Origin of the sequence: Aquipuribacter hungaricus, assembly GCF_037860755.1 — a bacterium.
GTDB lineage: Bacteria > Actinomycetota > Actinomycetes > Actinomycetales > JBBAYJ01 > Aquipuribacter > Aquipuribacter hungaricus.
In genome coordinates, this window is record NZ_JBBEOI010000123.1 from 1 (window position 1) to 11,070 (window position 11,070).

The window sequence follows — 11,070 nt, forward strand, 5'->3', positions numbered from 1 at the left end:
GTAGCCGGGCAGCTCGGGCGCGAGCGTGACGTGCCGGACGTGGCCGGCGCCCGCGGCGAGGAGCCCGGCCAGGACGGCCGGGTCCGGCGGCAGCAGCAGGTGCGCGGGGTGGGCCCCCCGCCGGGCCGGGGACAGGAACGGGCCCTCCAGGTGGATGCCGGCCACCGGGCCGCCGTCCCCGCAGAGCCCGGCGAGCAGCCGGCACTGCGCGAGCAGCGTCCCCGGCCCGTCGGTGACCAGGCTCGCCACGACGGTCGTCGTCCCCCGGTCGAGGTGGAACCCGGCCGCGGCGTCGGCCTCGTCGGGGTCGTCGGTGGCGAAGGACGCCCCGCCGCCACCGTGGCAGTGCACGTCGACCAGCCCCGGCAGCAGGGTCCCGGCCGCCGCCGGGTCGCCCGAGCGGGCGGGCCGCACCTCGACCACACGCCCGCCCTCGAGCCGGACCACCGCGTCCGCCAGGACGTCGTCGGCCAGCACCGCGGGGCCGCGCAGCACCGTCACCGGGCGACCGTACCGAGGCCGCGGCGACCGGGTGGTCCCGTCACGCAGGTGGTCACCTCGTCCACGCGCCGTGACCGAGACCCTGTCCGTCCGGCCGCCGGGTGCGTACCCTCGGTGCGTCCGCAGACAGCCGTCCCCCAGGGCTCAGGTCGCGACCCCCGCGGGCCGATGAGCACCTGGGAGTCGTCCGTCGCGGACAGAGGGGACACGATGACCTCGCTGCTCGCGTACTCGGTGCACGGTCTGCCGCTGCTGGGGCTCCTCGCCCTGGCCGCGCCCGCGACCGCGCTCATGAGCCGCCGCCCGCTGCGCCTCGTGGGCTTCGGCGGCGCCATGGTGTTCTCCCTCGACGGCGCCGTGCTCGCCCTCGTGCTGTGGGTCAGCGCCCTGGTGCTGCCGACGAGCACGGGTGCCGGTGACCTCGTCGTCCTCGGGCTCGTGGCCTGGCTGTTCTGGCTCGTGGGCTACACCGTCTCCGAGGCCACCTACCGCGGGCGCCGCCCCGCCGTCCGCGCCTACAACATCGTCCTGTCGTCCCTGGCGGGGGCGGCCTTCGTCGCCGTCGCCCTGCTGGTCCGCTCGTCGGTCGCCGTCGCGCTCGGCGGGCCGCTCACGCCCGACCACGCCGGCCCCTGGGACCTGGTCGCGCTGGTCGCGGGCAGCGTGGCCTACGTCGCGGTCGACCTGGTGCTCAGCGCGGCCTGGGTGGCCCGGGTGGAGGGCGGCACCGTGCGCGCCGCCCTGGCCGACCCGGGCGGCCTGGTCGGCGGCGCCACGGTGCTCGCCGTCAACTGCACGGCCGCCCTCTCCGCGCTGCTGCTGGTGTTCGAGCCGTGGGCGCTGCTGCTGCTGGCGCCGGTCGCCGCCGCACTGCTGCACGCCACGAGCACGAGCACCCTCGCCCTCACCGAGCACGCCCGGGCCCGGGCGCTGTACAGCGCCGCTGCCGGCTGCCAGGAGGCGACGTCGCGCGAGCAGGTGCTGGCCGCGGTCGTCAGCGCCGCCGAGGAGGCCACGGCCGCCCCGGCCACCGTCGGCACGACCCCGCCCGGACCGGAGCAGGAGGGCGCCCGGGTGGCCGGGTCGGACCCCGAGACCTGGCTGGTCGTCGGCCCGCGGGCCAACCGGCACACCTTCGTCGAGGGCGACCGGACGGCCGTGGCGACGCTGGCCGCCCTGTGCGAGCAGTCGCTGGCCCGCATCGACGCGCTCGAGCAGATCCGCTGGGTGGCCGAGCACGACACCCTCACCGGCGTGCTCGACCGTGGCGCCTGGCTGGCCGAGGTCGCCCGGAGCCTCACGCCGAGCACCGCCGTGCTGTTCTGCGACGTCGACCGGTTCAAGTCGGTCAACGACACCTACGGCCACCGCGTCGGCGACCAGGTGCTCACCGCCGTGACGGCGACCCTGCGCGACGTGGTCGGCGCCGCCGGGACGGTCGGGCGGCTGGGAGGCGACGAGATCGTCGTCCTGCTGCCCAGCGCCCCGCCCGGGACCACCGACCTGCTGCGCGAGGAGATCCTGTCCTCCGAGAAGCTGCACGTGGAGCTGCCGACGACCCTGCTGCGGGTCGAGCTGAGCATCGGCACCGCGACCGTGGCCGACCTCGGCCCGCGGGCGCTCGACCTGGAGCCCGACGACCTGGCCGAGGCGCTGCTCGAGCGCGCGGACGCCCGGATGTACGCCGACAAGCGCGCCGGGCGGGACCAGCCGGTCCGCTGAGCCCGGACACCGGTCCGCTGGTCCCGGACGCCGGCCTGCTGAGCCGGGCCGGTGCTGCCGCGACACCGGGGCGTGCCGCCCGCACCATGGTCCGGTGGACCGGGACGAGCGGCTGGCGACCTACCGCCGCCTGGTCCTGCGGGAGCTGCCCGCCCGCGCCCGCGAGGGCCGCTGGGTGGTGACGGCCGACCACTGCTTCGGGCGGATCGTGCTGGACAACGCCGTGGGCGCCCGCTGGTACGACGTCCTCGGCCCGGTCCGTCCGGCCTTCACCGCCCTGGACGACGAGCAGCTGGCGCGGGCCGTCGCCCTGGCCGAGCGGATCGCCGCCGAGGGCGACCCGCTGCTGCGGGAGCTCGACGCCCGGAGCCTGGCCTGGCGGGGGAAGCCGCCGAAGAAGACGCCGGGGGACCGGGACCGCTGACCCGGGCGGGCGGCGCGCCCGCCCGGGTCTCGAACCAGGCCTCAGCGGCCCCGACCTCAGCGGCCGAGTGCCTCCGCCTCCTCGCCGACCGTCGTCGACGCGCCGTGGCCGGTCCGGACCACCGTGCCGTCGGGCAGGACGAACAGCCGGGACCGGACCGACGCCTCGATGGTGGGCCGGTCGCTGTAGGACCGGCCGGTGGCACCGGGGCCGCCCTGGAACAGGGTGTCGCCGGTGAGCACGGTGCCCAGGGCGGGCACGTGCAGGCACACCGACCCGGGGCTGTGGCCGGGGGTGTGAAGGACGTGCACCTGCTCGCCGGCGACGTCGAGCACGTCCCCGTCGGCCAGGTCGGCGTCCCAGCGCAGGTCGCCGTGGGTGAGCCGCCACACCGGGGCGTCGGCGGGGTGCAGGAGCACGGGCGCCCGGAACCGCGCACCGGCGGCCGGCGCCTCCCGGCAGTGGTCGTCGTGGGCGTGGGTGAGCACGACGGCCAGCACCCGGCGGGCCCCGGCCAGCGCGGCCACCGCGTCCAGGTCGTGCGCCGGGTCGACGACCAGGCACTCGTCGTCGTCGCCGAGCACCCACACGTTGTTGTCGACGTCGTAGGTCTGCCCGTCCAGGCTGAACGTCCCGGACGTGACCGTGGAGTCGACCCGCAGCGCGCCGGCCATCAGATGACCACGACGGAGCGCAGCACGCCACCGTCCTTCATCCGGGCGAACGCCTGCTCGACGTCGCCGAGGCCGATCGTCTCGGTGACGAAGGCGTCGAGGTCGAACCGGCCCTGCCGGTACAGGTCGACCAGCATCGGGAAGTCCCGGTCGGGCAGGCAGTCGCCGTACCAGGACGACTTCAGCGAGCCGCCCCGGCCGAACACGTCGAGCAGCGGCAGCTCCAGCGTCATCTCCGGCGTGGGGACGCCGACGAGGACGACGGTGCCGGCGAGGTCGCGGGCGTAGAACGCCTGCCGGTAGGTCTCGGGCCGGCCGACCGCGTCGATGACGACGTCGGCGCCGAAGCCGCCGGTGAGCGCCTGGACGGCCTCGACGACGTCGCCGTCGGCCGGGTCGACCGTGTGCGTCGCCCCGAACCCGCGGGCGAGCTCGAGCTTGGCCGGGTCGAGGTCGACGGCGATCACCGTCGTCGCGCCGGCGAGCGCGGCACCGGCGACCGCGGCCGCCCCCACCCCGCCGCAGCCGATGACCGCCACGGAGTCCCCGCGGGTGACGGCGCCGGTGTTGACCGCCGCACCGAAGCCGGCCATGACGCCGCAGCCGAGCAGCCCGGCCGCCGTCGCGGGGGCCTCCGGGTCGACCTTGGTGCACTGCCCGGAGTGCACGAGCGTCTTGGCCTGGAAGGCGCCGATGCCGAGCGCGTTGCTCAGCGGGGTGCCGTCGGCCAGCGTCATCGGCTGGGAGGCGTTGTGCGTGGCGAAGCAGTACCAGGGGCGGCCCCGGCGGCAGGCGCGGCACTGCCCGCAGACCGCGCGCCAGTTGAGGACGACGAAGTCGCCCTCGGCGACGTTCGTCACGCCCTCGCCGAGCGCGGACACCACGCCGGCGGCCTCGTGCCCGAGCAGGTACGGGAAGTCGTCGCCGATCCCGCCCTCGCGGTAGTGCAGGTCGGTGTGGCAGACCCCGCAGGCCTGGACGTCGACGACGACCTCGCCCGGGCCCGGGTCCGGCACGAGCACCGTCTCCAGCGTCACCGGCTCCCCCTTGGCACGGGTGACGACTCCCTGGACCTCGTACGGCATGCGGTTCTCCCTCGGCTGGCGGCACGGCGCGGGCGCCGCGTGCGGTCTCCCGCATCCTCCCGCACGACCTCCTCCGCGCGCCCCCCGCGACAGGTGCGACGACGAGAGCCGCGGCGGACGACCCGGCCACGGCTCAGCCGGCGCCGGGCCCGACCCCCGGGATCCGGCCGGAGCGGAAGGCGTCGACGAAGAGCTGGTGGTCCTCGCGCACCCGGGCGCCGTGCTCCAGGCCCAGGGCGACGACCTCGGCGACCAGCTCGTCCTCGCGGCCGTCCACCACCGCGACGACGGCGTCCTCGGTCTGGAAGTCGACGAGCGGCGTGGACTCGTCGTCGACGTCGGAGACGCAGTGCACCTTGGCGGTGGCGCGGCCGAGCTGGTCGAGCACCTCGTCGATCTCGTCCGGCTCGGTGAGCTCCGACCAGTCGAGGTCGGCCTCGTACGGCGACAGCTCCCGCACGACGAAGCCGACGCCGTGGTGGCGGCCGCCGTCCATCCGCACCCAGCCGAGCCACGGGTCGGCGTGGGCCTGCAGCGCCCGCTGGCTGACCGCGGTCCGGTGCCCCTGGTGCTCGAACGACCGCTCGGCGTGCGCGTCGGGGAAGGACCGGCTCACCGCGGGCACGGCGCCCTGCTTCATGGTGAGCACCACGTCGTTCTCCAGCGCCTGGGTGTGGCCCTCGACGAGCAGGCGGTAGGCGGGCAGGCCGGCGCTGCCGATGCCGAAGCCCGTGCTGCCGACCACGTCCTTGAGCTCGTAGGTGAGGCTGCCCAGCCGCTTGGAGTCCGGGACGGTGTCGAGGTAGGACCGGTAGCCGGCCTCGACGACCTCCCGCTCCTCGTCGTCCAGCAGCCGGGTGGTGGACGACTGCCGGAAGCGGCGGGCGTAGTCCTCGACGACGGTCATCGAGTCCAGCAGCCCGATCCTGGTCGACAGCTGGGCCCGCTGCAGGGCGCCCTCCACCGCGCCGGTGGCCGTGCCCAGGCGGAGCGACCACTCGTGGTCGCGGTCCTGCTCGGCGAAGGTGCGGACCTGGTCCAGGTAGGCGCGCAGGTAGGTGGTGAGCAGGCGCTCGATGTCGCCGTCGGACAGGGCCTTGGCCCAGCCGAGCACCGCCACGCTGGCCGCGAGGCGCTGCAGGTCCCACGTGAAGTGCCCCAGGTAGGCCTCGTCGAAGTCGTTGACGTCGAACACGAGCGCGCCGTCGCCGTCCATGTACGTGCCGAAGTTCTCCGCGTGCAGGTCGCCCTGGATCCACACCCGGGACGTGCGGTCGTCGGCCCAGCGGTCCTCGCTGCCCTCCAGGTCGGCGAAGAACAGGCAGGCCGACCCGCGGTAGAACGAGAACGGGTCCTTGGCCATGGTCCGGAAGCGGCGCCGGAACGCGGTCTGGTCCGCCTCGACGAGGTCCGCGAAGGCGTCGACCAGCGTGTCGACGATGAACCCGGTGCGCGTCTCGGGAGCGGTCATGGGCCTGGGTACCGCGGACCCGGCCCCCGCGCCACCCCCTGGCGGTGCCGTCGGGGTCGACGGCCCGCGGTCCGCGGCTACGCGCGGCGCGCGGTGAGGAGCAGGTACTCCCACGCCATGGACGTGCCGCCGTCGTCGAGGCCGTGCCGCCGGGCCAGGTCGTCCAGCGCCGCGTCGAGCCCGGCGGTCCGCGACGGGTCGTCGGCCAGGGAGCGGTAGACGGCGACGGTCGGGCCGTAGCAGGCCTTGAAGAGCTCGCGGAACTCCTCGGGCGAGCCGAAGGCGGTGACCTCCAGGCTCTGCCGGCGGGCGTCGACGTCGACGACGCGGTCGCCCAGCAGGTCGCGGACGTGCGCCTCGTCGCCCCACAGGGGCGGGGGCTGCGCGCCGGGGGGCGGGGCCGGGGCGAACGGCCGGATGGTGGCGAGCATCTGCCCGACGAAGCCTCCGGGGGTCCACGACAGCAGCCCGACGGTGCCGCCCGGCCGGCAGACCCGCACGAGCTCGTCGGCCGCGCGCCGGTGGTGCGGGGCGAACATCACCCCCACGCACGACATGACGACGTCGAAGGAGGCGTCGTCGAAGGGGAGCCGTTCGGCGTCGGCGGCCTGCCAGGTCAGGCGCAGCCCGGCCTGCTCGGCGGCCTCGCGGCCGGTGTCGAGGAGCTCGGGCGTGAGGTCGGTGGCGGTGACGTCGGCCCCGGTGCGGGCGGCGGGAAGGGCCGCGTTGCCCGTGCCCGCGGCCACGTCGAGGACGCGGTCCCCCGGGCCGGGCCGGCAGGCCTCGACCAGCACGGGGCCGAGGACGGGGATGACCTCCGAGGCCACGGTCGCGTAGCTCCCGGAGGCCCACATCGCGCGGTGCCGGGCCTTGAGGGCGTCGTCGGCCGGGTCGGCCTGGTCGGGGACAGGACGGCCGGGGACGACCGCGACCCCGTCGCTCCCGGTCCCGGGTGCGGTGCTCGGCATGGTGACCTCCTGGAGACGGCGCGGGCCCGCCGGTCGGCGACGACCCGTCCACCAGGAGGGCCCCCGTGGCCCGCTGATACGGCGACGCCGGAACAGCTTCTGCCCGCGCACGGTTGCCAGAGGGGTGAGCGACACCACCTCCCGTCCCGAGCCCCTGACCGTCGAGGTCTGGTCCGACGTCGTCTGCCCCTGGTGCTACATCGGCAAGCGCCGCCTCGAGGCCGCCGTCGAGCAGACCGGCGTCGACGTCCGGCTCGTCTGGCGCTCGTTCCAGCTCGACCCGTCCGCGCCCCGCCCCGGCGAGCCGGGCCACGGCGAGGACGTCGCGTCGCACCTGGGCCAGAAGTACGGCGGCGGCCGCGAGGCCGGGCTGCAGATGAACGCCCGCGTCAGCGAGGTCGCTGCGGGCGACGGCCTGGAGTTCCACCTGGAGCGCGCCGTCCGCGGCAGCACCGCCGACGCCCACCGGCTGGTCCACCTGGCCGCGACCCTGGACGCCGACGGCAGCCAGGGCCTGCAGGACCGCGTCAAGGAGCGGTTCCTCCGGGCGTACTTCACCGAGGGCCAGGACGTGTCCGACCACGCGGTGCTCCGGCAGCTCGCGACGAGCGCGGGCCTGCCCGACCAGCAGGTCGACGACGTCCTGTCCAGCGCCGCGTACGCCCGCGACGTGACCGCCGACCAGGCCCAGGCCGCCGCCTACGGCGCGACCGGCGTCCCGTTCACGGTCGTCGACGGCCGCTACGGCGTCTCCGGCGCGCAGCCCGTCGAGGTGTTCGCCGAGGCCCTGCGTAGGGCGGCCGCAGACCGGGTACCCACCCTCGTGACGGTCGGCGCGGCACCGATCGCCGGCGCGACCGGCACGGCCACCGACGGCACCGGCGAGGCCTGCGGGCCCGACGGGTGCGCCGTCCCCCAGCAGTGACCGTCCCCTCCCAGCAGCAGCGAAGGAGCACCACCGCATGACGAGTCCCACCACGCTCCCCACCCGCACCATCGGCGAGCGCGCCGTGTCCGCGATCGGCCTCGGCGGCATGCCGATGTCCATCGAGGGCCGCCCGGACCGCGAGCGCTCGGTCGCCACGATCCACGCCTCCCTCGACGCGGGCGTGACGTTCATCGACACCGCGGACGCCTACCACCTGCACGCCGACGAGGTCGGGCACAACGAGACGCTCATCGCCGAGGGGCTGGCGTCGTGGGGCGGCGACCGCGACAGCGTCCTCGTCGCCACCAAGTCCGGCCACCTCCGCCCCGGCGACGGCTCGTGGACCCAGGACGGCCGCCCCGAGCACATCAAGGCCGCCGCCAGGGCGTCCGCGCAGCGGCTCGGCGTCGAGGCCATCGGCCTGCACCAGTTCCACCGCCCCGACCCCTCGGTCCCCTACGCGGAGTCCGTCGGCGCGCTGGTGGAGCTGCTCGACGAGGGCGTCATCCAGATGGCCGGGATCAGCAACGCCACGCCCGACCAGATCCGCGAGGCGCAGGACGTGCTGGGCGGCCGGCTGGTCAGCGTTCAGAACCAGTACTCGCCGTCCTTCCGCAGCAGCGAGCCCGAGCTGCAGCTGTGCGACGAGCTGGGTATCGCGTTCCTGCCGTGGAGCCCGCTCGGCGGCATCAAGAGCGCGGCCGAGCTCACCCCCGGTCTGGCGCCGTTCGCCCAGGTCGCCGAGGCCCACGGCGTGACCCCGCAGCAGGCCACCCTCGCGTGGATGCTCGCCAAGTCCCCGGTCGTCATCCCGATCCCCGGCTCCAGCCGCCCGGAGACCGCGCGCGCCTCGGCCGAGGCCGTCACGGTGACGCTGACCCCCGACGAGGTCCTGGCGCTCGACGCCACCGACTGACCCACCCCGCCCTCCCCCTGATTCGCCACGACGGCACCCTCCGACGGTCTAGCCGTCGCAGGGTGCCGTCGTGGCGTCCGGGGTGCGACGCAGGGTGCCGTTGCGTCGGAACAGCGCCCGTCAGTACTGCGGCAGACCGGCGGGGACGTCGGGGCGCGGCACGGAGCGGGCGCCCGGCGACGGAGCCTGGAAGGGCGTCGTGTCCGGCGCGCACACCAGGTCGGCCGGCGTCTCCCCGTCGACCAGGTAGGCCGTGATCCGGGCGTCGACGCACGCGCTCTTGCCGATCGCCGTGTGCCCCCAGCCGTCGAGCGTGACCGTCCCGGCCGCCGGGAAGAGGTCCGCGTACGGCTGCGTCTGGCTGTACGGCGTGGCCGGGTCGAACCGGGTGCCGATGACCAGGACCGGTGCCTGCGTCGTCTGCTCCCACGGCCCGGTGAAGCGGTCCTCGGCCGCCGGGCGCCAGTGCTCGCACGGCAGGCCGACCCAGCCGCGCGCCCGGGCGAAGTACGGGTGCTGCGCGTCGTAGGCGTCGATCGCCTCGTCGTAGTCCTCGGGCCTGCCCGTCTGCAGGGTGTCCACGCAGAGGCTCGCGAGGTTGCCGCCGACGGACGGGTAGTCCTCCTGCCGCAGCGCGGCGCCGAGCTGGCCGCGGGTCCCCACCGCCGCCGCGCCGACCTGCTGCGGGTCGGGCACCGGCAGGCTGAGGGCGAGGAGCAGGTCGGCCAGGTCGCGCCAGCCGGCCGGGGAGTACAGCGTCTGGAACGTCGTGAGGACCGCGAGCTGCTGGTCGATCTCGATCGTCGTGCCGTCGGGCAGCGGGAGCTCGTAGGGGTCGGTGGCCAGCCGGTCGAAGAGCGCCGGCACCGTGACGGCCGGGTCGCCGAGCGCGGCGAGCGAGCAGCCCTGCGGGCCGGCCTCGCGGCAGAGCCGGGTGAACTCGTCGAGCGACTCGTCGGCCCCGGCCGCCTGGCGGGTGCGGATGCCGAGCGGGACGTCGGAGGCGGCGTCGCCGGTGCCCGTGCCGCTCCAGGCGAGCGGGTCCACGGTGCCGTCGAGGACGAACCGGCCGACGGTCGCGGGGAACAGGCGCGCGTACGTGGCGCCGAGGTAGGTGCCGTAGCTGTAGCCGGCGTAGTGCAGCGTCGTGTCGCCGACAGCCCGCCTGACGACGTCCATGTCCCGTGCCACGTCGGCCGTGGACGAGGTGGCGAACCGGTCACCTGACACCGCGTTGCAGCGCACGGCGAACCGGCGGCTCTCGGCCTGGAACCGGCTCTCCTCGCGCACCCCCAGCGGGTACGACAGCTGGAGGAAGCGGTCCCCGAGCTCCTCCGCCGCGGTGGCGAAGCAGGTGGCCGGGTCGGACCGGGAGACCCCGCGGGGGTCGAAGCCGAGCACGTCGTAGGCCGCGAGCACCTCGGGCGTGTAGGCGTACGGGGCCGACTGCTGGACGAAGTCCACCCCGGAGCCCCCCGGGCCGCCCGGGTTGGTCAGCAGGGTGCCGATGCGCTGCTCCGGGGTGCCGGAGGCGGGCAGCAGGGTGAGCGCGAGCGTGGTCGTCGGGCCGTCGGTCTCGTCGTAGTCCGACGGCACCTCCAGCGTGGCGCAGAGGAACGCCTCGAGGCCCTCCCCGCACGGCTGCCAGTCGAGGGGCCCGGCTGCCGCGGCGGCCCGGGCGGTGGCGGCGGCCTCGGCCGCGTGGTCGACCCCGCCCTCCGGGGCCTGTGGCGACGCGGCGGCCGAGGAGCCGAGCGCCAGGACGGCGACCAGCACGGCGGCCGGCAGGGCAGGGACGAGCGGACGACGGACCATGATTTCCCCCCGAGGGATGCGACGGTGTCGCAGCACACCCTGCCCCTCACCCCGGACAGGACGCCAGCCCCGGCGTGCCGGCCGGTCGCCTCAGCGGCGGCGGAAGGTGGACAGCGTCACCGCGACGGTGTCGTCCACGGCACCGGGGAGGTCGGCGAGCGCGGCCCGGAGCCGGTCGTCGGTGTGCCAGGCGTTCGGGCCCATCGCCACGACGTCGCCGGCCAGCGCCGGGTCCAGGCGCACCTGGGCGGTGACCTCGTGCCGGCCGGTGGGCTCCCACACCGGCTCCAGCCGTGCCTGCAGCCGCTCGGGCTTGCCGGCGGGCACGTCGAGCAGGTCGAGCCGCTGCCGCAGGCCGGCCAGGTGCGCGGTGGTCGGCGTGACGACGACCAGGCGGGCGCCCGGCGCGCTCACCCGGGCGAGCTCGTCGTCGCCGGGCAGCGGGGCGAACACCGCGGTGACGACGCCGTCCGGCCCGGTGGCCCCGTCGGCCAGCGGCAGCGGGCGGCTGAGGTCGGCGCCGACCGCGGCGAGCCGGGGGGGGGCCCGGGCGGCAAGTCGGAGGC

Annotated in this window: 10 protein-coding genes and 1 pseudogene; 4 read left to right on the plus strand and 7 right to left on the minus strand. The window is 76.0% G+C overall.

Annotation, left to right across the window (positions count from 1 at the left end; translation table 11 throughout):
- Positions 1-501 (minus strand): annotated as a pseudogene (locus WCS02_RS12770) (N-acetylglucosamine-6-phosphate deacetylase); the annotation flags it as partial.
- Between the two features lie 210 nt (positions 502-711).
- On the opposite strand from WCS02_RS12770, the gene WCS02_RS12775 reads away from it, so the two are divergent.
- Positions 712-2,223, plus strand: a complete 1,512-nt coding sequence (locus WCS02_RS12775; protein ID WP_340293789.1) for a diguanylate cyclase domain-containing protein — start codon at positions 712-714, stop codon at positions 2,221-2,223.
- 94 nt (positions 2,224-2,317) lie between these two features.
- Positions 2,318-2,647 (plus strand): hypothetical protein, encoded by a 330-nt coding sequence (locus WCS02_RS12780; protein WP_340293792.1) that lies wholly within the window; start codon positions 2,318-2,320, stop codon positions 2,645-2,647.
- Positions 2,648-2,703: 56 nt separating this feature from the next.
- Here the strand turns inward: WCS02_RS12780 and WCS02_RS12785 are convergent, their stop codons facing one another.
- From WCS02_RS12785 to WCS02_RS12800, 4 genes are all read right to left on the minus strand, one after another.
- The gene (locus WCS02_RS12785; RefSeq protein ID WP_340293795.1) at positions 2,704-3,321 is read right to left on the minus strand and encodes an MBL fold metallo-hydrolase; all 618 of its coding nucleotides are present in this window, start codon (positions 3,319-3,321) and stop codon (positions 2,704-2,706) included.
- Positions 3,321-4,406, minus strand: a complete 1,086-nt coding sequence (locus WCS02_RS12790; RefSeq protein WP_340293798.1) for an S-(hydroxymethyl)mycothiol dehydrogenase — start codon at positions 4,404-4,406, stop codon at positions 3,321-3,323. Before WCS02_RS12790 ends, WCS02_RS12785 begins: the two co-directional genes overlap by 1 nt.
- Positions 4,407-4,539: 133 nt before the next feature.
- Complete coding sequence (locus WCS02_RS12795; protein WP_340293801.1) at positions 4,540-5,877, minus strand: DUF2252 domain-containing protein; 1,338 nt, start codon at positions 5,875-5,877, stop codon at positions 4,540-4,542.
- Between the two features lie 77 nt (positions 5,878-5,954).
- Positions 5,955-6,845 carry a class I SAM-dependent methyltransferase gene (locus WCS02_RS12800; protein WP_376983977.1) on the minus strand — a complete coding sequence of 297 codons (891 nt, stop codon included), beginning with the start codon at positions 6,843-6,845 and terminating at the stop codon, positions 5,955-5,957.
- Between the two features lie 124 nt (positions 6,846-6,969).
- Between WCS02_RS12800 and WCS02_RS12805 the strand changes: the two genes are divergently transcribed.
- Entirely contained in the window at positions 6,970-7,770 is an 801-nt protein-coding gene (locus WCS02_RS12805) for a DsbA family oxidoreductase (protein WP_340293804.1), read from the plus strand.
- 37 nt (positions 7,771-7,807) lie between these two features.
- Positions 7,808-8,689, plus strand: a complete 882-nt coding sequence (locus tag WCS02_RS12810; protein WP_340293807.1) for an aldo/keto reductase — start codon at positions 7,808-7,810, stop codon at positions 8,687-8,689.
- Positions 8,690-8,809: 120 nt separating this feature from the next.
- On the opposite strand, the gene WCS02_RS12815 is transcribed toward WCS02_RS12810, so the two are convergent.
- Positions 8,810-10,504 carry an alpha/beta hydrolase gene (locus WCS02_RS12815; protein WP_340293810.1) on the minus strand — a complete coding sequence of 565 codons (1,695 nt, stop codon included), beginning with the start codon at positions 10,502-10,504 and terminating at the stop codon, positions 8,810-8,812.
- A gap of 90 nt (positions 10,505-10,594) precedes the next feature.
- The coding region (locus tag WCS02_RS12820) for a class I SAM-dependent methyltransferase (RefSeq protein ID WP_479688804.1) at positions 10,595-11,070 on the minus strand (476 nt) is incomplete at its 5' end.

Bases quoted from the DNA above. Each gene is read 5' to 3' on its own strand.
- WCS02_RS12775 (WP_340293789.1), top strand. From the start codon at position 712: ATGACCTCGCTGCTCGCGTACTCGGTGCACGGTCTGCCGCTGCTGGGG.
- WCS02_RS12785 (WP_340293795.1), bottom strand. From the start codon at position 3,321: ATGGCCGGCGCGCTGCGGGTCGACTCCACGGTCACGTCCGGGACGTTC.
- WCS02_RS12790 (WP_340293798.1), bottom strand. From the start codon at position 4,406: ATGCCGTACGAGGTCCAGGGAGTCGTCACCCGTGCCAAGGGGGAGCCG.
- WCS02_RS12795 (WP_340293801.1), bottom strand. From the start codon at position 5,877: ATGACCGCTCCCGAGACGCGCACCGGGTTCATCGTCGACACGCTGGTC.
- WCS02_RS12800 (WP_376983977.1), bottom strand. From the start codon at position 6,845: ATGCCGAGCACCGCACCCGGGACCGGGAGCGACGGGGTCGCGGTCGTC.
- WCS02_RS12810 (WP_340293807.1), top strand. From the start codon at position 7,808: ATGACGAGTCCCACCACGCTCCCCACCCGCACCATCGGCGAGCGCGCC.
- WCS02_RS12815 (WP_340293810.1), bottom strand. From the start codon at position 10,504: ATGGTCCGTCGTCCGCTCGTCCCTGCCCTGCCGGCCGCCGTGCTGGTC.